This window comes from Agrococcus sp. GW821-FHT14H11 (genome assembly GCF_058803545.1).
In genome coordinates, this window is sequence record NZ_JBXAPA010000001.1 from 289,019 (window position 1) to 311,730 (window position 22,712).

At 72.9% G+C, this 22,712-nt stretch carries 20 protein-coding genes and 1 tRNA gene; 7 read left to right on the top strand and 14 right to left on the bottom strand.

All coding sequences use genetic code 11. The features are described from left to right. Positions 1-58 precede the first annotated feature (58 nt). Complete coding sequence (gene rpoC / locus AC1RNL_RS01460) at positions 59-3,943, bottom strand: DNA-directed RNA polymerase subunit beta' (protein WP_146355723.1); 3,885 nt, start codon at positions 3,941-3,943, stop codon at positions 59-61. A gap of 43 nt (positions 3,944-3,986) precedes the next feature. Further along, on the bottom strand, positions 3,987-7,457 hold the full coding sequence (gene rpoB, locus AC1RNL_RS01465) for a DNA-directed RNA polymerase subunit beta (RefSeq protein ID WP_492934218.1): 3,471 nt from the start codon (positions 7,455-7,457) through the stop codon (positions 3,987-3,989). Positions 7,458-7,711: 254 nt separating this feature from the next. Here rpoB and AC1RNL_RS01470 point away from each other — a divergent pair, with 254 nt between their 5' ends. The 4 genes from AC1RNL_RS01470 (at position 7,712) to AC1RNL_RS01485 (ending at position 10,756) form a co-directional block, all read left to right on the top strand. Beyond that, positions 7,712-8,551, top strand: a complete 840-nt coding sequence (locus tag AC1RNL_RS01470) for a spermidine synthase (protein ID WP_492934219.1) — start codon at positions 7,712-7,714, stop codon at positions 8,549-8,551. A gap of 209 nt (positions 8,552-8,760) precedes the next feature. Beyond that, the gene (locus AC1RNL_RS01475; RefSeq protein ID WP_128188742.1) at positions 8,761-9,333 is read left to right on the top strand and encodes a hypothetical protein; all 573 of its coding nucleotides are present in this window, start codon (positions 8,761-8,763) and stop codon (positions 9,331-9,333) included. Positions 9,334-9,426: 93 nt separating this feature from the next. Beyond that, entirely contained in the window at positions 9,427-9,885 is a 459-nt protein-coding gene (locus AC1RNL_RS01480) for a SprT-like domain-containing protein (RefSeq protein ID WP_128188743.1), read from the top strand. A 16-nt stretch (positions 9,886-9,901) separates the two neighbouring features. Next, positions 9,902-10,756 (top strand): spermidine synthase, encoded by an 855-nt coding sequence (locus AC1RNL_RS01485; RefSeq protein WP_492934220.1) that lies wholly within the window; start codon positions 9,902-9,904, stop codon positions 10,754-10,756. Here AC1RNL_RS01485 and AC1RNL_RS01490 read toward each other — a convergent pair. From AC1RNL_RS01490 to AC1RNL_RS01510, 5 genes are all read right to left on the bottom strand, one after another. Further along, complete coding sequence (locus AC1RNL_RS01490; RefSeq protein ID WP_492934221.1) at positions 10,705-12,183, bottom strand: MFS transporter; 1,479 nt, start codon at positions 12,181-12,183, stop codon at positions 10,705-10,707. The two genes, AC1RNL_RS01485 and AC1RNL_RS01490, sit on opposite strands and share 52 nt — an antisense overlap. A 69-nt stretch (positions 12,184-12,252) precedes the next feature. Beyond that, positions 12,253-13,296: an L-glyceraldehyde 3-phosphate reductase gene (mgrA, locus tag AC1RNL_RS01495; protein ID WP_128188746.1), complete on the bottom strand. Its 1,044-nt coding sequence runs from the start codon at positions 13,294-13,296 to the stop codon at positions 12,253-12,255. Further along, positions 13,293-13,745 (bottom strand): hypothetical protein, encoded by a 453-nt coding sequence (locus AC1RNL_RS01500; protein ID WP_146355729.1) that lies wholly within the window; start codon positions 13,743-13,745, stop codon positions 13,293-13,295. Before AC1RNL_RS01500 ends, mgrA begins: the two co-directional genes overlap by 4 nt. A 46-nt stretch (positions 13,746-13,791) precedes the next feature. Then, positions 13,792-14,331 (bottom strand): NUDIX hydrolase family protein, encoded by a 540-nt coding sequence (locus tag AC1RNL_RS01505; protein ID WP_128188748.1) that lies wholly within the window; start codon positions 14,329-14,331, stop codon positions 13,792-13,794. 38 nt (positions 14,332-14,369) lie between these two features. After that, positions 14,370-15,605: a hypothetical protein gene (locus tag AC1RNL_RS01510; protein WP_492934222.1), complete on the bottom strand. Its 1,236-nt coding sequence runs from the start codon at positions 15,603-15,605 to the stop codon at positions 14,370-14,372. Positions 15,606-15,685: 80 nt separating this feature from the next. Here AC1RNL_RS01510 and AC1RNL_RS01515 point away from each other — a divergent pair, with 80 nt between their 5' ends. Then, positions 15,686-16,300 carry an alpha/beta hydrolase gene (locus AC1RNL_RS01515; RefSeq protein ID WP_128188750.1) on the top strand — a complete coding sequence of 205 codons (615 nt, stop codon included), beginning with the start codon at positions 15,686-15,688 and terminating at the stop codon, positions 16,298-16,300. Between the two features lie 94 nt (positions 16,301-16,394). Beyond that, entirely contained in the window at positions 16,395-17,093 is a 699-nt protein-coding gene (locus AC1RNL_RS01520; protein ID WP_492934223.1) for a LysR family substrate-binding domain-containing protein, read from the top strand. A gap of 4 nt (positions 17,094-17,097) precedes the next feature. Here the strand turns inward: AC1RNL_RS01520 and AC1RNL_RS01525 are convergent, their stop codons facing one another. From AC1RNL_RS01525 to AC1RNL_RS01540, 4 genes are all read right to left on the bottom strand, one after another. Further along, positions 17,098-17,301, bottom strand: coding sequence for a hypothetical protein (locus AC1RNL_RS01525; protein WP_225792696.1), 204 nt, complete (start codon positions 17,299-17,301; stop codon positions 17,098-17,100). A 154-nt stretch (positions 17,302-17,455) separates the two neighbouring features. Continuing rightward, positions 17,456-17,543: transfer RNA gene (locus AC1RNL_RS01530), tRNA-Ser, on the bottom strand. 11 nt (positions 17,544-17,554) lie between these two features. Next, a complete protein-coding gene (locus AC1RNL_RS01535) occupies positions 17,555-18,094 on the bottom strand; it encodes a GNAT family N-acetyltransferase (RefSeq protein ID WP_492934224.1) in 540 nt (179 codons plus the stop codon). Continuing rightward, positions 18,091-18,459, bottom strand: coding sequence for a VOC family protein (locus AC1RNL_RS01540; protein WP_128188753.1), 369 nt, complete (start codon positions 18,457-18,459; stop codon positions 18,091-18,093). Before AC1RNL_RS01540 ends, AC1RNL_RS01535 begins: the two co-directional genes overlap by 4 nt. A 117-nt stretch (positions 18,460-18,576) precedes the next feature. Between AC1RNL_RS01540 and radA the strand changes: the two genes are divergently transcribed. Continuing rightward, the gene (gene radA / locus AC1RNL_RS01545) at positions 18,577-19,938 is read left to right on the top strand and encodes a DNA repair protein RadA (RefSeq protein ID WP_128188754.1); all 1,362 of its coding nucleotides are present in this window, start codon (positions 18,577-18,579) and stop codon (positions 19,936-19,938) included. Between the two features lie 18 nt (positions 19,939-19,956). On the opposite strand, the gene AC1RNL_RS01550 is transcribed toward radA, so the two are convergent. From AC1RNL_RS01550 to AC1RNL_RS01560, 3 genes are all read right to left on the bottom strand, one after another. Continuing rightward, positions 19,957-21,324 (bottom strand): flavin monoamine oxidase family protein, encoded by a 1,368-nt coding sequence (locus AC1RNL_RS01550; protein WP_400531694.1) that lies wholly within the window; start codon positions 21,322-21,324, stop codon positions 19,957-19,959. Between the two features lie 68 nt (positions 21,325-21,392). Then, positions 21,393-22,043 carry a hypothetical protein gene (locus AC1RNL_RS01555; RefSeq protein ID WP_492934225.1) on the bottom strand — a complete coding sequence of 217 codons (651 nt, stop codon included), beginning with the start codon at positions 22,041-22,043 and terminating at the stop codon, positions 21,393-21,395. Between the two features lie 25 nt (positions 22,044-22,068). After that, positions 22,069-22,602, bottom strand: coding sequence for an amino-acid N-acetyltransferase (locus tag AC1RNL_RS01560; RefSeq protein WP_128188757.1), 534 nt, complete (start codon positions 22,600-22,602; stop codon positions 22,069-22,071). Between the last annotated feature and the right edge of the window lie 110 nt (positions 22,603-22,712).

The window sequence follows — 22,712 nt, forward strand, 5'->3', positions numbered from 1 at the left end:
CCTCGGCACGACGAAAGGGCCGCACCCTCGCGGGTGCGGCCCCTTCGTCGACTGCGGGCTAGACGTACTGCCCGGGCTCCTCGCCGAGCTCGCCGCCGGTGAAGGCGTCGAAGTCGAGGTAGGACAGGTCGGACTCGTCCACGCCGCCGGCGTCGGCGAACAGGCGGTTCGGGTAGCGCTCCGCCTTCGCCTCCTCCGTGGCCTCGACCGAGACGTCGCGGTAGCGCGCCAGGCCGGTGCCCGCGGGGATGAGCTTGCCGATGATGACGTTCTCCTTGAGGCCGAGCAGCGGGTCGCGCTTGCCGGCCAGAGCCGCCTCGGTCAGCACCTTCGTCGTCTCCTGGAAGGAGGCGGCCGACAGCCACGACTCCGTCGCGAGCGACGCCTTCGTGATGCCCATGACCTCCTGGCGGGCCGAGGCCGTCTTCTTGCCCTCGGTGAGCGCCGCGCGGTTCAGCTCGTTGTACCGCGAGCGGTCGACGAGCTCACCCGGGAGCAGGTCGGTCTCGCCGTGGTCGACGACCGTCACCTTGCGCAGCATCTGCCGCACGATGACCTCGATGTGCTTGTCGTGGATCGGCACGCCCTGCGAGCGGTACACGTCCTGGACGCCCGAGACCAGGTGCTTCTGCACCTCGCGGACGCCGCGCACGCGCAGCACCTCCTTCGGGTCGACCGAGCCCACCTGCAGCTGCTGGCCCTGCTCGACGTGGTCGCCGTCGCCGACCTCCAGCGTTGCGCGGCGCAGCACCTGGTAGACGAGCTCCTCGTCGCCGTTGTCGGGCGTGAGCACGACGCGCTTCGACTTCTCGTCCTCCTCGATGCGCACCCGGCCGGCCGCCTCGGCGATCGGCGAGGAGTTCTTCGGGGTGCGGGCCTCGAAGAGCTCCGTCACGCGGGGCAGACCCTGCGTGATGTCGCTCGCGCCGACCGAGCCGCCCGTGTGGAACGTGCGCATGGTGAGCTGCGTGCCGGGCTCGCCGATCGACTGGGCGGCGATGATGCCGACCGCCTCGCCGATGTCGACGAGCTTGCCGGTGGCCAGCGAGCGGCCGTAGCAGTGGGCGCAGACGCCGACCGCCGACTCGCACGTGAGCACCGAGCGCACCTTGACCTGCTCGACGCCCGCGGCGATGAACGCGCGGATCTCGAGGTCGCCGATGTCGGAGCCCGCCGTGGCGAGCACCGTGCCGTCGGCCGCGACGACGTCCGTGGCGACGTTGCGGGCGTAGACCGCGGACTCCACGTTCTCGTGCAGCACCAGCTGGCCGTCGACCAGCTCGGCGATCGGGGTGTCGAGGCCGCGCTCCGTGCCGCAGTCGTCCTCGCGGATGATGACGTCCTGCGAGACGTCGACGAGTCGACGCGTCAGGTAGCCCGAGTCGGCGGTGCGGAGCGCGGTGTCGGCCGAGCCCTTGCGCGCGCCGTGCGTGGCGATGAAGTACTCCGCCACCGTCAGCCCCTCGCGGTACGAGGAGATGATCGGACGCGGGATGACCTCGCCCTTCGGGTTCGTCACCAGGCCTCGCATGCCGGTGATGTTGCGCACCTGGATCCAGTTGCCGTTCGCGCCGGCGGTCACCATGCGGTAGATCGAGTTGCCCTCGTCGAACGCGTCCTGCGTCGCCTTCTGCACCTCGTTGGTGGCCTTCGTCCAGAGCTCGGTCAGGTCACCGCGACGCTCCGCGTCGGTGATGAGGCCCTTCTCGAACTTGTCCTGCACCTTGCGCGCCACCTCTTCCGCGGCGGCGACGATCTCGCCCTTGCGCGCGGGGGTGATGACGTCCGAGAGCGCGACCGAGATGCCCGAGCGCGTGGCCCAGTAGAAGCCCGCGTCCTTGATCTTGTCGAGCGTCGCCGCCACCACGGTCTTCGGGTAGCGCTCGGCGAGCGCGTTCACGATGAGCGAGATGACCGGCTTCGCCGCGACCTCGGAGACGAACGGGAAGTCGTCCGGCAGCAGCTCGTTGAAGAGCGCGCGGCCGAGCGTCGTCTCGTGCAGGAACGGCTCACCGTCGACGAAGCCCTCCGGGCGGTCCTGGTCGCGGAAGACCAGGCCCGACAGGCGGATGCGCACCACGGCACCGAGGTCCAGGGAGCCCTGGTCCATGGCCATGATCGCCTCGGCGACCGAGGAGAACGCGCGGCCCGTGCCCACCGCATCCGCCTTCACCGTGGTGAGGTGGTGCAGGCCGGAGACGATCTCGTGGGTCGGGAGCGTCACCGGGCGGCCGTCGGACGGCTTCAGGATGTTGTTCGACGCGAGCATCAGCACGCGGGCCTCGGCCTGGGCCTCGACCGACAGCGGCAGGTGCACGGCCATCTGGTCGCCGTCGAAGTCGGCGTTGAACGCCGAGCAGACGAGCGGGTGCAGCTGGATGGCCTTGCCCTCGACGAGCAGCGGCTCGAAGGCCTGGATGCCGAGGCGGTGCAGCGTGGGCGCGCGGTTCAGCAGCACGGGGCGCTCGCGGATGATCTCCTCGAGCACGTCCCACACCTGCGGCTTCGACCGCTCGACCATGCGCTTGGCGTGCTTGATGTTCTGGGAGTGGCCCAGGTCGATCAGGCGCTTGATGACGAACGGCTTGAACAGCTCGAGCGCCATCTGCTTGGGCAGGCCGCACTGGTGCAGCTGCAGCTGCGGGCCGACCACGATGACCGAGCGGCCCGAGTAGTCGACGCGCTTGCCGAGCAGGTTCTGGCGGAACCGGCCCTGCTTGCCCTTCAGCATGTCGGAGAGCGACTTCAGCGCGCGGTTGCCGGTGCCCGTGACGGGACGGCCGCGGCGGCCGTTGTCGAACAGGGCGTCGACCGCCTCCTGCAGCATGCGCTTCTCGTTGTTCACGATGATCTCGGGGGCACCGAGGTCGAGCAGGCGGCGGAGTCGGTTGTTGCGGTTGATGACGCGGCGGTAGAGGTCGTTCAGGTCGCTCGTCGCGAAGCGGCCGCCGTCGAGCTGCACCATCGGGCGCAGCTCCGGCGGGATCACCGGGACGACGTCGAGCACCATCGCGGCCGGGCTGTTGCCCGTCTGCAGGAACGAGTTGACGACCTTGAGGCGCTTGATCGCGCGGATCTTGCGCTGGCCCTTGCCCTCGGCGATCTGCGTGTGCAGGTCCTCGGCCTCGGCGGCCAGGTCGAAGGCGAGCAGGCGCAGCTTGATCGCCTCGGCGCCCATGTGGCCCTCGAAGAACTCGCCGTACAGGTCGGTGAGGTCGTGGTACGCCGCGTCCTCCGCCTTCAGGTCGCCGACCTTCAGGGTGCGGAAGTCGTCGAAGACGCGCTCCATGTGGGCGATCTGGTCGTCGGCGATCTTGCGCAGCTGCGCCATCTCGCGCTCGCCGGCGTCCTTGACCTTGCGCTTCTGGTCGGCCTTGGCGCCCTCCTCCTCGAGCTGGGCGACGTCGGCCTCCAGCTGCGAGAGGCGCTCGGCGATGTCGGCGTCACGGCGCTTCTCGATCTCGGCGACCTTGAGGCGCAGCTCCTGCTCGAGCTGCGGCAGGCGCTCGTGACGAGCCTCCGTGTCGACCCGGATGATCATGTACGCGGCGAAGTAGATGACCTTCTCGAGGTCCTTCGGCGCCATGTCGAGCAGGTAGCCGAGACGGCTGGGCACGCCCTTGAAGTACCAGATGTGCGTGACGGGGGCGGCGAGCTCGATGTGGCCCATGCGCTCGCGGCGCACCGACGACTTCGTGACCTCGACACCGCAGCGCTCGCAGACGATGCCCTTGAAGCGCACGCGCTTGTACTTGCCGCACGCGCACTCCCAGTCGCGGCTCGGGCCGAAGATCTGCTCGCCGAACAGGCCGTCCTTCTCCGGCTTCAGCGTGCGGTAGTTGATGGTCTCCGGCTTCTTCACTTCGCCATAGGACCAGCCCCGGATGTCGTCGGCCGTTGCCAGGCCGATCCGCAGCTCATCGAACGTGGTTGCGTCGATCAATGCATTTCCCTCTTGTTTCGAAGTTCTGTCTGCGGCTGCTGGATCAGATGTCGTCGATCGACGACATCTCCGGCCGGGAGATGTTGATGCCGAGCTCCTCGGCCGTGCGGAGGGCCTCGTCCTCGTCATCGCGCAGCGTGACGACGTCGCCGGCTGCGTTCAGCACCTCGACGTTCAGGCAGAGCGACTGCATCTCCTTCATGAGCACCTTGAAGGACTCGGGGATGCCGGGCTCCTGGATGTTCTCGCCCTTGACGATCGCCTCGTACACCTTCACGCGGCCGACGATGTCGTCCGACTTGATGGTGAGGAGCTCCTGCAGCGTGTAGGCAGCGCCGTACGCCTCGAGCGCCCAGACCTCCATCTCGCCGAACCGCTGGCCGCCGAACTGCGCCTTGCCGCCCAGGGGCTGCTGCGTGATCATCGAGTACGGCCCGGTCGAGCGCGCGTGGATCTTGTCGTCGACCAGGTGGTGCAGCTTGAGGATGTACATGTAGCCGACCGAGATCGGGTACGGGAACGGCTCGCCCGAGCGGCCGTCGAGCAGGTTGGCCTTGCCCGTGCCGTCGATGAGGCGGAGGCCGTCGCGCGTCGGGAGCGTCGCGTCGAGCAGGCCGATGATGGTCTCCTCGGTCGCGCCGTCGAACACCGGCGTGGCCACCTTCGTGTCGGCGGGCGCCTCGAGCGTGCGTGGGTCGAGACCCTCCGCCCACTCCGGCGTGCCGTCGACCTTCCAGCCCGTCTTCGCGATCCAGCCGAGGTGCGTCTCGAGCACCTGGCCGAAGTTCATGCGCTTCGGGATGCCGAGCGGGTTCAGCACGATGTCGACCGGCGTGCCGTCGGCGAGGAACGGCATGTCCTCCTCGGGCAGGATCTTCGCGATGACGCCCTTGTTGCCGTGACGGCCGGCGAGCTTGTCGCCCTCGGTGATCTTGCGCTTCTGCGCGATGTAGACCACGACCTTCTCGTGCACGCCCGAGCCCAGCTCGTCGTCGCCGTCCTCAGCGCGGAACTGCTTGACGGCGATGACCGTGCCCTGCTCGCCGTGGGGCACCTTGAGCGACGTGTCGCGCACCTCGCGGCTCTTCTCGTTGAAGATCGCGCGGAGCAGGCGCTCCTCGGCCGACAGCTCGGTCTCGCCCTTCGGCGTCACCTTGCCGACCAGGATGTCGCCCGGCACGACCTCGGCGCCGATGCGGATGATGCCGCGCTCGTCGAGGTCGGCGAGCAGGTCGGGGCCGACGTTGGGGAGGTCGCGGGTGATTTCCTCCTTGCCGAGCTTCGTGTCGCGCGCATCCACCTCGTACTCCTCGATGTGGATCGACGAGAGCACGTCGTCCTTCACGAGGTTCTGGCTGAGGATGATCGCGTCCTCGTAGTTGTGGCCCTCCCACGGCATGAACGCCACGAGCAGGTTGCGGCCGAGGGCGAGCTCGCCCTGGTCGGTCGCGGGGCCGTCGGCGATGACCTCGCCGGCCTCGATGCGGTCGCCCGCCGAGACGATGACGCGGTGGTTGTACGACGTGCCCTGGTTGGAGCGGTCGAACTTGCGCAGGAAGTACTGCTGCGTGCCGCCCTCGTCGAGCTGGATCGAGACCATGTCGGCCGAGACCTCTGCGACGACGCCCGCCTTGTCGGCGGTGATGACGTCGCCGGAGTCGATCGCGGCGAAGCCCTCCATGCCGGTGCCGACGAACGGCGCCTCGGAGCGCACGAGCGGCACGGCCTGGCGCTGCATGTTCGCACCCATGAGGGCGCGGTTCGCGTCGTCGTGCTCGAGGAACGGGATGAGGCTCGTCGCGACCGACACCATCTGGCGCGGCGAGACGTCCATGTAGTCGACCTCGGTCGGGACGACGAGCTCGACCTCCTCGCCCTTGCGACGGGCGACGACGCGGTCCTCGACGAACTGCTGCTTCGAGTTGAGGCGGTTGTTCGCGTGGGCGACGACGAACTCGTCCTCCTCCGACGCGGTCAGGTAGTCGATCTGCTCGCCGACGATGCCGTTCTCGACGCGGCGGTACGGCGTCTCGATGAAGCCGAACGAGTTGATGCGCGCGAAGGTCGCGAGCGAGCCGATGAGGCCGATGTTCGGGCCTTCCGGCGTCTCGATCGGGCACATGCGGCCGTAGTGCGAGGGGTGCACGTCGCGCACCTCGACGCCGGCGCGCTCGCGGCTCAGGCCGCCGGGGCCGAGGGCCGAGAGGCGGCGCTTGTGGGTCAGGCCCGCGAGCGGGTTGTTCTGATCCATGAACTGCGACAGCTGCGAGGTGCCGAAGAACTCCTTGATCGCGGCGCTCACGGGACGCACGTTGATCAGGGTCTGCGGGGTGATCGCCTCGATGTCCTGCGTGGACATGCGCTCGCGGACGACGCGCTCCATGCGGGCCAGGCCCGTGCGGACCTGGTTCTGGATGAGCTCGCCGACGGCGCGGATGCGACGGTTGCCGAAGTGGTCGATGTCGTCGACGTCGAGGCGGATGTCGACCGCCTCGCCCTTGCGGACGCCCGGCAGCGTGGTCTCCTCGGCGTGCAGCGCGACGAGGTACTTGATCGTCGCGACGATGTCCTCGACCGAGAGCACCGAGTCGCTCATGGGCGCGTCGATGCCGAGCTTGCGGTTGATCTTGTAGCGACCCACCTTCGCGAGGTCGTAGCGCTTCGGGTTGAAGTAGAAGTTGTCGAGCAGCGCACGGGCGGCCTCGGCGGCGACCTGCTCGCCCGGACGCAGCTTGCGGTAGATGTCGCGGAGGGCGTCCTCCTTCGACATGGGCGCGTCCTTCTCGAGCGTCGCGAGGATCGACTCGTAGCCGGCGAACTCCTGCGCGATGTCCTCGGCGGTCATGCCGAGCGCCTTGAGGAAGACGGTGACCGACTGCTTGCGCTTGCGGTCGATGCGCACGCCGACGGCGTCGCGCTTGTCGATCTCGAACTCGAGCCAGGCGCCGCGGCTGGGGATGACGCGCGCCGAGTAGATGTCCTTGTCGGAGTTCTTCTCCGGGGTGCGCTCGAAGTAGACGCCGGGGCTGCGCACGAGCTGCGAGACGACGACGCGCTCCGTGCCGTTCACGATGAACGTGCCCTTCTCGGTCATGAGCGGGAAGTCGCCCATGAAGACGGTCTGCGACTTGATCTCGCCCGTCTCGTGGTTCATGAACTCGGCCGAGACGTACAGCGGCGCGGCGTACGTCTTGCCGCGCTCCTTGCACTCGTCGATCGTGTACTTGGGCACGTCGAGCACCGGCTCCGAGAAGGAGAGCTGCATCTTCTCGCTCAGGTCCTCGATGGGCGAGATCTCCTCGAAGATCTCCTCGAGGCCCGAGTGCGCGGGGACGTCGTCGCGACCCTCGGCGTTCGCCAGGTCGAGGCGGGCCTTCCAGGCAGCGTCGCCGATGAGCCATTCGAAGCTCTCGGTCTGCAGTGCCAGCAGGTCGGGGACGGTCAGGGTGTCCGAGATTCGCGCGAAGCTCAGTCGGCTTGCGTTCCGACCGGTCTTGGGGCTCAGTTCAGCCAAGGCAGATACCTCCGGGCCGGGAAGGGTTGCGGGTCTTCCCGGGATCGTGTCGTCGGTGAGAGACTCGTCAACACCCTGAAGCGCCCTGTGAGGGCGCAGGCCGACCGCAATATGAAGGCAGAGGGGATGTCTGTGAGCGCAAATGGCTACGATACGCCGCGGATGCCCGGATGTCCAGCCGGGTCGGCGTGTCGGCTCTCGCCCCTGCGTCCGACGATGCTAGCGCGCGACCCGGATCGCCGCGAGGGCGGAGAATGGTGCCTGTGGAGACCCCCAGTCGCCGGCTCTCGAGCGGCCTGCACGCCGAGATGCGCTTCGCCGGCGCGGGCGGCTGGCAGCTCGTCGTCGACGGCACGCCGCAGTCGCACGTCGACCCCGAGCGGCCCGAGCTGCTCGTCTACGAGTACGTGCAGCAGATCGGGCACGTCATCGACGCGCTGCCGCCCGGCCCGCTCACCGCGGTGCACCTCGGCGCCGGTGCGCTGACGCTCCCCCGCTACGTCGACGCCACGCGCCCGGGCTCCCGCCAGCAGGTGATCGAGCTCGAGCCGCTGCTCGTCGAGCTCGTGCGCGAGGTCGCGCCGCTCCCCCGCGGCGCGAGCGTGCGCGTGCGCTACGGCGATGCCCGCGAGCAGCTCGGCCGCCTGCCCGCGGGGCTGCGCGGGAGCGCCGACCTCGTGGTGGTGGATGTCTTCTCGGGCTCGCAGACGCCGGCCCACGTGACCACGGTCGAGTTCCACGCGCTCGTGCGCGACCTGCTCGCGCCCGACGGCGTCGTGGTCGTGAACATCGCCGACGACCGCACGCTCGCGTTCGCCAAGCGCCAGCTCGCGGCGCTGCACGAGGTGCACGGCGAGGTCGCCGCCCTCGCCGATCCCGGCATGCTCAAGGGCCGCAGGTTCGGCAACGTCGTGGCGGTCGCGGGCGCGGCGCTGCCCGACCTCGACGCGATCGGCCGCGCGCTGCGGCGCGATCCGCTGCCGGGCAAGGTCGTCTCGGGCGCCGAGCTGCGCCGCTTCCTCGGGGGCGCGCTGCCGGCGCGGGACGCCGACGCGACGCCGAGCCCCGCGCCCGGCCGCGGCGTCTTCGGCTGACGCGACCCGCCGCATCCGGCCCCTTCCCGGGCGCAGGCCGCGCGGCCCCGGCGCACAACGCAAGCCCGGCGCGCCGGCTCAGCGCGCCTCGGCGGGCGGTGGCTCCAGCGGCCGCTGATCGTCGACGGCGGGCTTGCGTTGTGCTGGGCGCTCCGCGGCTCGCGGGGCGGGCTCCCGGGGAAAGCCGCCCGGTGCGGGACGATGACCGCATGAGCGAGTCGATCGGCTACGACCAGACCGCGCTGCGGAACGCCGTCGACGTCGGGGCCGCGGCCCGCAGGCTGCGCCAGCTCGGCCGCGAGCGCTCGCTCGCCGCGGTGTCGGAGCGCGCCTGGCTGCTCGAGAGCATCGGCCGGCTCGACGAGGCGCTCGCGGCGGCGAGCGAGGCGGTGACCCTCGCGCGCGCCTCGGGCTCGCGCGACCGGGTGGCCGAGGCGCGGCTGCTGCGCGCATCGGTCGTGCAGACCCGCGGCGACCTGCGCACGGCGCTGCGCGAGTGCACGGCGATCATCGCCGAGTCGCGCTCGAACGACTGGGTCGAGCTCTGGGCGCACGCGCTGCAGCAGCGCGGCACCGTGCACTTCGCGCTCGAGCAGTGGCACGAGTCGCTCGTCGACTTCACCGTCGCGGTCGAGCTGTGCCGCGAGGCGCAGCTGCCGGCCGAGCAGCTCGAGGCCGCCGAGGTCGCGCTGCTCGTCGCGACCGACCGCGCCCAGACCGAGGCGCTGCGGGCCGACCAGGATGTGCCGCGCGCCTCGCACCCCATCTGGGGCGGGCGCTGACGCCCACCGTCCACAGGCGTCCGCGGCCGCTTGGCGCGGCGTGGGCGCCGGCTGGCATGCTCGCTCCCGGGCGCGGGGCTGGAGGAGGAGCGGATGGCTGATCTCGATCGGGTGCGGATCTGGGCGGAGGCCCTCATCCGGCTGCACCTCGACGACAGCTGGAGCTTCGCCTTCGACCGCGCCGCGAAGCGCGCGGGCCTCACGGACTACACGCACCGGCGCATCACGGTCTCGCGGCACCTCGCCGCGCGCTGGGACGACGACGAGGTGCATCAGACGCTCCTGCACGAGGTCGCCCACGCGATGGTCGGGCCGGGCGCGGGCCACGGGCCGCGCTGGGAGCGCACCGCGCGCGAGCTCGGCTACGTCGGCGGGCGCACGCACCAGGGCGAGATCGCCGCGGAGCGCGCCGGCTGGGTGGGCTCGTGCCCCGGCGGCCACGAGCACGTGCGCTTCCGGGCCCCCAGGGGCCGCTACGCGTGCACGCCGTGCACGCGCTCGGCGCGCCGGGTGGTCGAGGTGCGCTGGCGCCGCCGCGAGCAGGCCGCGTGAGCCGCGGGCGCCGGCGGTGACGGCCCGCACGCTCTCGAACGGGCTCGAGGCCCGGCTGGTCGCCGACGCGCACGGACTCGTGCTGGTGATCGACGGCATCGAGCAGTCGCACCTCGGCGCCGCAGGCGCGCCGCCCCGGCACGCCTCGCACCGGTGGATGCTCGCGGCCGCAGCCGAGTCGCTGGCCGCCTCCCGCGGCGGCACGGCGCTCCACCTCGGCGGCGGCGCGGCAGCGCTGCCGCGGGCGCTGCAGGAGGCGCTGCCGCACCTGCGGCAGACGGTGGTCGAGCTCGAATCTGCCATCGTCGCGCTCGTCGCCGAGGCGGCGCCGCTGCCGGCGGGCATCGACGTCGTCGTCGGCGACGGGCGCGCCGTGCTCGAGCGCGTCGCCGCGCCGGTCGCGCTCGTGACCATCGACGTCTTCGGCGCGGGGCGGGTGCCGGCGCCCTTCACGACGCTCGAGTGCTTCGCAGCGGCCCGGGCGGCGCTCGAGCCCGGCGGCGCGCTCGTCGTGAACTCGGCCGACGGCCCGCCGCTGCGGTTCCTCCGCGGTCAGCTCGCGACGCTGCGGGCCGTCTTCGCCCACGTCGCGCTCGTCACCACCGGCTCGACGCTCGCCGGCGCCCGCCACAGCAACGCGGTGCTGCTCGCGAGCGATGCGCCGCTGCCGCTCGACGCGGTGCGGGAGCGGGTGCGCACCGGGCCGCCGCCGGCCGCCGTGCTCGGCTGGGATCGGCTGCGGCGCTTCGTCGACGAGGCATCGCCGGTGCCGGTGCGCGATGCCACCGCGGTCGATTCCCCCGCCCCGGTGCGGTCGGCCTACCTGGGCTCCGCCGCGCTGCCGCCGTCGCTCACCGCGCCGGACGCCTGAGCTGCGGGCGGTGCCGACGCATCCCCCGCCCGCACCGCGCCGGGCGCGACCGCCCCGGCCGGCCCACCCCGCGCATCCGCGCCCTCGACCGCCTCGGGTGGCGCGGCCGCCTCGTAGGAGGCGCTGATGACGCGGTACGAGCGGGTGAGGAAGGCGAGCGCCGACGCGACGACCATGATCGCTCCCGCGATGAGGAACACGAGCGCGATGCCCCGCGCCTCGCCCGTGCCGAGCACCGGCTCGAGCGCGGCGGCGCCGCTGTCGGAGCGTGCCCACGGGATGATCCAGAACTCGGCGATCGGGGCGATGAGGAACGCGGTGACCGGCGCCGCCGCCGCCTCGAACGCCATCGCGAAGCCGAAGACCCGGCCCTGCCGCGAGAGCGGCACGACGCGCTGGATGATGGTCTGCTCGGCGGCCTCGGCCGCCGGGATGAGGCACATGTACGCCCAGATGCCGAGGGCGTACAGCCACCACCAGTCGCGGATGGTGAAGAGCGCCCCGAGGGCGCCCATGATCATGACGACGATCAGCAGCGTGCGGATCGGGCGCCTGCCGAGCCCGAGCCTCGCGATCACCATGCCGCCGATGATGAAGCCGGTGGCCGAGACGCCCACGACGATGCCCCACACCTCGACGCTGAACAGCTCGAGCCCGTACGGGTCCATGAGCGCCATGTAGACGCCGCCGATGAGGTTGTTGAAGGTCGAGAACACGATGAGCGCGAACAGGCCGCCGATCGCGAGCACCGCGCGCACCGAGCCGCGCAGGTCGATGCCGCGCACCGTGTCGTCGGCGTCGAGCGCGACGACGTCCTCCGGCACGCGCAGCGTCAGCAGGTGGGCGAGGCTCGCGGCCGTGAGGGCGACGGCGATCGCGATGGTCCAGCCCATGCCGAGCTGCCCGATCGCGATCCCGGAGAAGACGCTCGTGATGATGAACGCGATGCCCTGCACCGTGCCGACCATGCCGTTCGCGTTGGCGTGCCGCGCGTCGGGCACGAGCATCGTGACCATGGTCGACAGGGCGATGTTGCGCATGTGCTCGACGACCGCGCCGCCGAGGATCACCGCGGTGAACAGCCAGAACCACGGCGCCGCGAGGTCGAGCAGCGCCGACTCGGGCAGCAGCAGGTACATCGCTCCGGCGAGCGCGAAGGCCCCGAGCGTGAGCGTGCCGGAGAGCAGCATCACCCGCAGCTTGCGGTGGTGGTCGACGATCGAGCCGAAGAGCATGCTGCCGACCGCGACGAACAGCATGTAGGCGCCGCCGATGATGCCGGTGGCGAGCACGGAGCGCGTCTCGAGGTAGACCCAGAAGGTGAGCGCGAACCACAGGAAGCTCGTCGTGACGTTGGCCATCGCCGTGTTGACGAGCACGTGCAGGAACGTGCGCTCGCCCGCCGTGCGCACCTCGCTCGAGGTCATGCGACGACGCTAGCCCCGACCGCCCACGCGCGGCACCCGTCGATCTCGGGCGCCGCGCGCCGGCGAGGATCAGCCGCGCGAGTCGCGCGCCTCCGCCCACAGGTCGACGCCCGGCTCGTCGCGCGCGAGCTCGTCGATCGCCGCGAGCTCGTCGTCGCCGAACGAGAGGCTGTCGAGCGCGCCCAGGTTCTGCTCGAGCTGCTCGACGCGCGAGGCGCCGATGGTGAGCGACGTGACGCGCTCGTCGCGCAGCGCCCACGACAGCGCCAGCTGCGCGAGCGTCTGCCCGCGCTGCTCGGCGATGCGCCCGAGGCCGCGGATGCGCTCGATCGCCTCGGGCGAGACGTCGGTGTCGAGCGGCTTGCGGGCCGCGCCGCGGCCGGCGCGCGAGTCGGCGGGCACCCCGTCGAGGTACTTGCCGGTCAGCAGCCCCTGCGCGAGCGCGGTGAAGCCGATCACGCCGATGCCGAGCTCGCCGGCCGCGTCGAGGAGGCCGTCGCGCTCGATCCAGCGGTTGAGCATCGAGTACGACGGCTGGTGGATCGTCAGCGGCGTGCCGAGCGACGCGAGGATCTCGTGCGCGCGGCGGGTCTCGTCGGCGCTGTAGCTCGAGACGCCGACGTACAGGGCACGACCGGTGCGCACGATGTGGTCGAGCGCCGCCATCGTCTCCTCGAGCGGCGTCTCGGGGTCGGGCCGGTGGTGGTAGAAGATGTCGACGTAGTCGAGGCCCATGCGCGCGAGCGACTGGTCGAGGCTCGAGATGAGGTACTTGCGGCTGCCGCCGATGCCGTACGGGCCCGGCCACATGTCCCAGCCGGCCTTCGTCGTGACGAGGATCTCGTCGCGGTGCGCCGCGAGGTCGCTCGCCATGACCCGGCCGAAGTTGAGCTCCGAGGCGCCGAAGGGCGGGCCGTAGTTGTTGGCGAGGTCGAAGTGGGTGATGCCGCGGTCGAACGCGGTCGTCAGCAGCTCGCGCTGCCGCTCGAGCGGCACGTCGTCGCCGAAGTTGTGCCACATGCCGAGCGTCAGCAGCGGCAGCTTGAGGCCGGAGCTGCCGGCGCGTCGGTACTGCATGCGGTCGTAGCGTGCGGGGTCTGCCTGCCAGCTCATCGTGCTCCTGCCTTCTGGTGGGCCGCCGCGTCGGCGGCGACGAGGGTGTTGGTGGCGCCGCGCAGCGCGACCGCCGCGGCGCAGGCCGCGGCGCACGCGGGGCTGTGGAAGTCGATGCCGAGCTCGGCGAGCGCGTCGACGACGCGGCCGGCGACGAGCAGGTCGGCGGCGTTCGGCCGCAGGCTGCCGTCGGCCCACCGCTCCCCCGCCGCCACGATCGCGATCGAGGCGCGGTCGCCGAGGCGCACCTGCTCGTCGAGCGCGGCGCGGGCGATGTCGGATGCGTTGGCGAGCGTCGCGTCGAGCACGAGCGACGTGCGCGGGGCGAGCGCGAGCAGCTCGCGCGTCTCCTCGCCGCGGTCGGCGTCGGCGATGACGATCACGTCGGCGGACGCCGCGCGCACGCCGGCGGCGCCCCACTCGAGGGTCACCTGGTAGTCAGCGCTCATCCTGCAAGCCTACGGATCGCGACTGGACGCATCCGTCGTCGCCGCGTCAGCGCAGCGCGCCGCAGTGGGCGAGCGCCGCGCGCACGAGCGAGCCGCGGCCGCCCTCCATCTCGCTCGCGATGAGCTCGGACGCCGCGGCCTCGGGGCTGAGCCACGTGAGCTCGAGCGCGTCCTGCCGTGGGTCGCACGTGCCGCTCACGGGCACGATGTAGCAGAGCGACACGGCGTGCTGGCGGTCGTCGGAGAAGAGCCCGTCGCCGACGAGCGGGAAGTACTCGGCGATGTGGAACGGCACCGGGCTCGCCGGCAGCTGCGGGAAGGCCATCGGGCCGAGGTCCTTCTCGAGGTGGCGGTAGAGGGCGTCGCGCACGCGCTCGCCGCGCATGACGCGGCCGGAGACGACCGTGCGCGTCATCTCGCTCTGCTCGTTCATGCGCAGCAGCAGCCCGACCTCGGTCACCTGGCCCATGCCGTCGAGGCGCACCGGGATGGCCTCGACGTAGAGGATCGGCAGGCGCTCCCGGGCCTGCTGCAGCTCCTCGTCGCTCAGCCAGCCGGGATTGGGGTCGGGGGTGCGCACAGCCATGGCCCCATTGTGCCTGCCGGAGGGCGGATGCGCCGCGGTCAGGGCCGCAGGCGGCGGCCGGAGCGGTCGGCCCAGAGCGCGAGCCCGAGCCAGGCGGCGGCGACGACGAGCGCGAGGACGACCGAGGGGATGTCGCCGAGCGCGGCGAACCAGCGGACCGGGTCGGGGTCGGGCAGCGCGCTCAGCAGCGTGCGCGCCGCGAAGGTCGTGGCGACGGCGAGCATGCTGATGCGCCCGACCGCCGCGAACGGCTCGGCGAAGGCGCCGAGCGCCGACGTGCCGCCGCGCAGGTCGGTGTCGACGGTCGGATGCATCGCGCACGCGAGCACGGAGGCGAGGCTCGCGACCGCGAGGGTGAGGGGCGGCGTCCAGAGCGCCGTCGCCGGCTCGAGCGGCTGCTGCCCCCACACGGTCGGCGTGAAGTAGGCGAGGATGCCGAGCACCCCGAAGAGGGTCGCGGCGAGCAGGCCGTAGCCGACGACCCGGCCGCGCTGGTGGCCGGGGACGCTGCGGGCGCGCAGCAGCGCGTGCGCGAGCGCGGCGCCGGCGGCAGCGGGCACCGCGAGGCCGAGGCCGGCGACGACCGTCGTCACCGCCTGCACGACGAGCGGATCGGCGGTCGTGCCGGCGGCATCCGCGATCCCGCCGACGAGGAGCGTCGCGGGGCTGCACCGGTCGCTCAGCTCACCGCAGAGGCCGGTCGTGAGCCACAGCGCGCCGGCGCCGACGGCGGTGCTGATCACGGTCGCCCATGCCCAGCCCGCCCAGCTGCGCGCGAGGGTGCCGAGCAGCCCGAGCGCCGCGAGCGCGACCGCGAGCTGCACGAGCGGGCCGGCCACGGCGATCCGCTCGAGGCCGCCGAGGGAGCCGCCCTCGGGGTCGAGCGGGATGCCGGTCGCGGCGCCCCGGATGAGCGCGGCGCCCGCGGCGACGACGAGGCCGAGGAGCAGCAGGATGAGCGTGCGCCGGGTCGCGCGGCCGGCGCTCGTCCAGCCGCGGTGCTGCGCGAGCGCGTGCGCGCAGCCGGCGATGAGCGCGAAGGCGGGCAGCGCGATCGCGTCGAGGCCGACCGCACCCCACGGCTCGGAGGCGGGGAACGGGCGGCTGGGCGCCGCGAGCCACGCGACGGTCGCGAGCACGAGCAGTCCGCGCGCGGCGTCGAGCGAGACGACGCGCCCGATGCGCCCGCGGCGCGCCGGGCGACGAGGGCCGCCCCGGGCGCCTCGGCCCCCCATGCCCGGCAGCACCCGGGTGGTCGCCGAGGTGCTCGTCACGTGCCCTGCTCCATGCTTCGAGGCTACGGTGTCGGTGAGGCCGCAGGGCCGTCCTGCGCCTCGTGACGAGAGGGGCTCGCATGCACGAGATCGACGCCGAGGCGGTGCGCTGGCGAGAGGGCACCGGTGATGAGCTGCTGGTCGTGATGCACGGCATCGGCTCCCACGAGGGCGACCTGTTCGGCCTCGCGCCGCACCTGCCGGCCGAGCTGACGATCGCGTCGCTCCGGGCCCCGCTGCCCTACGGGGGCGGCTTCGCGTGGTTCGAGTTCTCGCCCGTCGACAGCGACGACCACGAGCTCATCGACCGCTCCGCCGCCTCCGTGCTCGGCTGGCTCGACGGGCTCGAGCGGCAGCACGACCGCGTGCACCTCCTGGGCTTCTCGCAGGGCGGCGCGATGGCGGTGCAGCTCGCGAGGCTCGCGCCCGAGCGCTTCTCGTCGATCGCGCACCTCGCGTCGTTCGTGCACGCGGGCGAGCTGCCGGGCGACGCGGTGCTCGCGGCGCGCGAGCCGCGCATCCCGCTGCTGACGACGATCGGCGACCTCGACGACGTCATCCACCGCGACAAGATCGAGCGCTCGACGCCGTGGCTCGACGCGCACTTCGCCGTCGAGCGCCGCACCTACCACCGGGCGCACACGATCGTCGCCGAGGAGCTCGCCGACGTCGTGGCCTTCCTCGGCCGCGTCTAGCGGACTCGCGCTCGATCGGCCCGAGCGAAGGCTCGCGGCGCATGCGGCGGCGTGCGCGCGGTCAGGCCGATCGAGCGCACGGCAGACTGGACCCATGCAGCGGTTCAGGCTCGGCGGCGTCCCGGGCGTCACGCCCGCCAAGTGGATGCGGGTGTGGGCCGAGCGCGTGCCGGACGTGCCGATCGAGCTCGTCGAGCTCGCAGAGGCGGATGCGCCGGCGGCGCTGCGGGAGGGGCGCGTCGACGCCGTGCTCGCGCGGCTGCCGCTCGCGGGCGACGACCTGCACGCGGTGCCGCTCTACGACGAGCTGCCGGTGGTGGTCTCGGCGAAGGGGCACCCGATCGTCGCGTTCGAGACGGTGACGCTCGCCGACCTCGAGGGCGAGCCGCTGCTCGCCGACGAGGGCATGACCGCCGCGCAGCAGCTCGAGGTCGTCGCGTCGGGCGCCGGGCTCGCGATCGTGCCGATGTCGGTCGCGCGCGCCCTCGGCGGCCCCGACACCCGGCACCGGGTCGTGACCGACGCGCCGCCGACGACCGTCGCGCTCGCCTGGCTGCGCGCGAACGACTCGCCGCTGCACCAGGAGCTCATCGGCATCGCGCGCGGCCGCCGCGCCGGCTCGTCGCGCGGCGCCGAGCGCGACGGCGGCAGGCACAGCGTGGAGCCGGGCAACGCGGCGACCGGCGCCAAGCCGCGCCCGTCGAAGCCCAGGCCCACCCCGACGCCGGGCCGCCCCCGCCGACGCGGCGGGCACGGCAGGTCGGGCCGCCCAGGGCCCGGCGGGCGGCGCTGACGCCTCAGGCCCCGACCGCCTCCAGCGCGTGGAAGATCAGGTAGACCGGCCACACCATCGCCTGCAGCAGGCCCAGGATCACGGCCCAGAAGCCGCCGCCCGACTGCCCGACGAAGTAGATCGCCGCGCCGATGTACGCGAGCAGGAAGAAGAACCCCCACGGGCCGGTCTTCTCGACCACCTGCACGCCCCGCCGCTGCTCCGCCACGATGCCCTCGCTCCTCGGCGGCGCCGGAGCCGGCACCGCCGGGCGACGCCTCGCCGTCGTCCGCATCGTACGTCCGGCCCGCCCTCGCGTCGACGGGCGATCCTGCCGGGCACGACGAAGCCCCGCCTCACGGGGAGGCGGGGCTTCTCGAGTGCGGTGACGGTGGGATTTGAACCCACGGTGGAGGGTTGCTCCACACGACTTTTCGAGAGTCGCACCTTCGGCCGCTCGGACACGTCACCAAGGGGAGACCTTACACGACGCCCGGCGCAGACCCCAACCTGACGCCGAGCGTGCGCACCCGGCGGCGCTCGTGCATCCCCTGCTCCACCTTCTCGCCGCCGTCCTCGTGCCAGCCGTGCTGCTCGTAGAACGTCGCGGCGCGCTCGTTGCCGGCGAGCACCCACAGGTAGGCGCGCTCGTGGCCGTCGGCGGCGAGCCTGCGCTCCGACTCGGCGAGCAGCGCGTGCCCGACGCCGCGCGACCAGCGGTCCTGCATCGCGTAGATCGCGTAGAGCTCGCCGGTGACGCCCTCGACCCGGTCGTAGGCGGGGCCGCACATCGCCCAGCCGACCACCTCGCCGTCGGCCACCGCGACGAGCTCGTGCCGGCGCGCATCCGCGTGGTGCTCCTCCCACTGCTCGACGCGCCGCTCCGCCTCGCGCTGCACGTCCATGCTGTCGAGCACGCTCTGCGGCACGAGGCCGCGATAGGCGGCGCGCCACGTCTGCACCCGCACCTTCGCGATGCCGGCGGCGTCGTCGATGCTCGCGTCGCGCACGTTCGCGGTCATGCCGCCGCCCCCTGCCGGGTGTCGATGACGCAGAAGCGATTGCCCTCGGGATCCTGCATGATCACGTAGTCGGCGTCGGCGGGCCGCTTCGGCCAGTGCACGCGCTGCGCCCCGAGGCGCTCGAGCCGCGCGACCTCGGCGGCCTGATCGTCGGCGTAGAGGTCGAGGTGGATGCGCGGGGGCAGGGCGCGCTCGGAGGGCGCCGCGTCGAGCGAGACGTTCGGCCCCGGGCCCGACCGGGGCCTCAGGAGTGCGAAGTCGTCATCCATCGGCAGCCTCGGCTCGTAGTCCAGCGCCTCCGTCCAGAAGCGCAGCTGACGATCGACGTCGGCGCATCGGATCACGACGGAGCCGATGGTCAGCATGGCGTCACCGTAGCGGCGGAAGCCTCAGGAATGCTCCGCTTTTGGTAACGTTGTCCGCAAACTTTTGCGGCGGCTGGCTCGCGACCCGCGTGGGCGGCTCCCGATAGCCTCGCACGCATGGCCAGAGCACCCGGATACCGCTGCGCCGAGTGCGGATGGACGAGCCTCAAATGGGTCGGCCGCTGCGGCGAGTGCCAGCAGTGGGGCACCGTCGAGGAGGTCGGCGCGACCGTCACGCGCATCGCGCCCGCGGCCGTGCCCGCGTCGCGCGCCGCACGCCCGATCACCGAGCTGCAGGCGGGCGATGCGCCGCGCTGGCCGACCGGGATCGGCGAGTTCGACCGCGTGCTGGGCGGCGGCATCGTGCCCGGCGCGGTCGTGCTCTGCTCGGGCGAGCCGGGCGTCGGCAAGTCGACCCTGCTGCTCGCGGTCGCCGCGACGGCGGCCGCCGCGGGCCGGCGCGTGCTCTACGTCTCGGGCGAGGAGTCGCTCGCGCAGGTGCGCCTGCGCGCCGAGCGCACCGGCGCGCTCGAGCCCGAGCTCTACCTCGCCGCCGAGACCGACCTCGCCACGATCCTCGGCCAGATCCAGGCGACCGCTCCCGAGCTCGTGATCGTCGACTCGGTGCAGACGGTCGCGAGCGCCGACAACGAGGGCCTCGCGGGCGGCCCGAGCCAGGTGCGCGACGTCGCCGCCGCGCTCACGCGGGCGGCGAAGGCGGCGGATGTCCCGCTGCTGCTGGTCGGGCACGTCACCAAGGACGGCTCCGTGGCCGGGCCGCGGCTGCTCGAGCACCTCGTCGACGTGGTCGCGCACTTCGACGGCGACCGGCAGACGGCGCTGCGCTTCGTGCGCACCTCGAAGAACCGCTTCGGCCCCACCGACGAGGTGGGCTGCTTCGAGATGACCGGCGACGGCATCCTCGAGGTGCCCGACCCCTCCGGCCTCTTCCTCTCCCGCTCCGCGACGCCGCTCGCCGGCACGTGCGTGACGGTGGCGCTCGAGGGCCGGCGCGCGATCCCGGTCGAGGTGCAGGCGCTCGTCGTGCAGGCCTCGACGCCGCAGCCGCGCCGCGTCGTGAACGGCGTCGACGCCTCGCGCGTCGCCATGGTGCTCGCGGTGCTCGACCGGCACGCGGGCCTCCACCTCGGCGGCTTCGACGTCTACGTCTCGACGGTCGGCGGCATCCGCATCACCGAGCCCGGTGCAGACCTCGCGATCGCGCTCGCGATCGCGAGCGCCCACCGCAACGTGGCGCTCCCCCGGCAGCTCGCGGCGATCGGCGAGATCTCGCTCGCGGGCGAGATCCGCGCCGCGTCGGCGGTGCAGCGCCGCGCCGCCGAGGCGCGGCGCCTGGGCTACTCCCGCGTCGTCGACGACTCGGTCGGGCTCGTGCGCGCGGCCGTGGCCGATGCGATGCGCGTCGGCCGCGCCGACCCCGCGCCGGCCCCCGCGCTCGCGGCGGTGCCGCGGGGCTGAGCGACGACCGCTGCGCCGCTACGGCTGCAGCCGCTCGAGCACGTCGGCGGCGGCCTGCCGGCCCGAGCGGATCGCGCCGTCGACGTGCTGGTAGCCGCGACCGGCGTAGTCGCTGCACGCCCAGTGGATGGGCCCCACCGGCTGGCGCTGGTCGGCGCCGTAGCGGTGCAGACCGCCGAGGTCGTAGCTCGCGGCGTAGGCCCCGCGAGTCCACTCCTCGCTGCCCCAGTCGCTCTCGTAGTAGACGGCGGGCTGCAGCGCCTCGGGCCCGAGGTAGCGCGCGATGGAGGCCAGGACGCGCTCACGCCGCTCCTCGTCGCTCCAGCGGAACGCCTCGTCGGCGTGCTCGTCGGACACGAACCCGACGAGCGTGCCCCGCGCATCCTCGTGGTTGGTGTTGTCGTAGAGCTCGTGCACGAGCTCGTGCGGGCCGAAGCCGGTGCCCGAGAGCCCCGCGTCGCGCCAGAAGGGCCGGTCGTAGACGGCGTGCACCTTGATGACGATGCCGAGCGAGAGGTGCTGGTGCAGCTGGTGCTGCCGGCGCGGGAGCGGCGGCTGCACGTCGATGCGGGTGATGAGGTTGGGCGGCACGGCCACGATCACACGTCGCCCGCGTGCCACGACGCCGTCGGCGACGACCGTCACCGCGTCGTCGCCGCGCTCGATCCGGCGCACCGGGGCGCCGAGGCGCACGGCCTCGCCGAGCTCCTCGGCCATGCGCTCGCTCACCCGCTGCATCCCGCCGACGACGCGGCGGTCGAGGATCTCGTCCTCGTCGAGCAGGTTGGCGAAGCCGTCGGCGCTCGCGGCCATGAGCAGCGCCTGCAGGGTGGAGAAGGCGTGCGACGGCTTCGTCAGCATCGCGGGCCCGATGAAGAGCGCGACGAGGTGCGCGGCCGCGGTGTCGTCGGTCTGGCCGGCGAGCCACGCCTCGAACGAGACGGTGTCGAGCTCGCGGGCCCGCGGGTGCGCCCACGGCGCCTCGGGGTCGACCTCGGCGACGAGCGCCTCGATGACGGCGACCAGGCGGTCGACCTCGGTCGCGGTCTCCGGCGCGATCGGGAAGTCGCCGGTGAAGCGCACGGCGCGGCCGCCGTCGACGTACACCGACTCGCCGTCGCGGTGGCGGGGGAAGGTCTCGAGGCCGAGCGCCTCGATGGTCTCGAGCAGCACCGTCTGGTGCGGCGAGACCCACTGGCCGCCGATCTCGAGCATCGCGCCGTCGACGACGTCGGTCCAGGTGCGCCCGCCGACGCGGTCGCGCGCCTCGAGCACCGCGACCGAGCGGCCCGCGGCCACGAGCGCGGTCGCGGCGGAGAGCCCCGCGGGCCCGGCGCCCACGATGACGACGTCGACCTCGAGCTCGGCCTGCTGCGCCTGTGCCACCGCGTCCTCCGATCCGGCCGCTCCGCGGCTCCCTGGCGAGACGATAGCGCGCCCCAGCGGCGCGGCGGCTACTCGAGGATGAACTGCGTCGCGGCCGTCGAGGCGTACTCGCCGACGCGCACGCTCAGGCTGTACGCGGCGCCGCCTGCGGCGACCTGGGGGTGCTCGGCGGTGCACGAGTCGACCGAGGATGCCGTGCGATCCCACTCGACGGGCACCGTCGACTGCGGGGCGCCCGGCTCGAGCTGCACGACGTTGTCCTGCACGTCGGCCGCGCAGTCCGACCAGCGGTAGACGACCTGGTCGCCCGTGCGGATCTCGTACTCCTGCACGGCGGTGCCCGCGTTGAGCGAGCACGCGGCCTCGCCCGTGTTCTCGATGGTGAACGACAGCTGCACCCGCTCGCCCGCCGCGTAGGAGGAGCGATCGGTCGCCGGCGTCAGCCGCACCTGCTCCGCCGCGCACGGCTCGGTGGGCTCGCCGGTCTCGGGTGTGCCGCCGACCGGGGTGAACGGCTGCGTCGGCGTCGGCGTCGCGCTCGGCTGCGGGCTGGGCGCCGCGGTGCCGGAGGGTGCGGGCGGCGGCGCGTCGCTCCCCGCCTCCCACGGCCGCCACACGAGCAGCACGAGCGCGGCGACGGCGATGAGGGCGAGCAGGCCGAGCAGCGTCCGTCGGCGGCGGACGGCGGCGCGTCGCTTCGCGGTGGATGCCTTGCTCACCGATCCAGCGTAGGCGAGCGGCGGCTCAGAGCCGCTTGAGCATGCGCGTGTTGCCGAGCGTGTTGGGCTTGACGTGCGCGAGGTCGAGGAACTCGGCGACGCCGCCGTCGAGGGAGCGCAGCAGCTCGGCGAAGACGTCCTGGCTCACGACCTGCTCCGCCACCTCCTCGTAGCCGTGGCGGCCGAAGAACTCGGTCTCGAAGGTGAGGCAGAAGAGCCGCGAGAGCCCGAGGTCGCGCGCCCGCTGCTCGAGGTCGACGAGCATCGCGTGCCCGACGCCCTTGCCGAGGGCGCCCTCGGCGACGGCGATCGTGCGCACCTCCCCCAGGTCCTCCCACAGCACGTGCAGGGCACCGCATCCGACGATCTGCCCGTCGCGCTCGGCGACCACGAACTCCTGGACGGCCTCGTAGAGGGTGACGAGCTCCTTGCCGAGCAGGATGCGCCGGCGCACGTAGGGCTCGATGAGGTCGCGCATCGCGCGCACGTCGCCCGTGCGCGCGCGGCGGACGGTCAGCGCGGCGGGGGCGGAGGCGGATGCGTCGGAGGTCACGATCATCGAGCCTAATCGGCCCCGGCATGCACGCTCAGCGCGCGGTGCATCCGGCGCCACCCGACCGAGTCGAAGCGTGCCGGCACCCGCCATGGCCGCGCGCACGCTCACCTCGC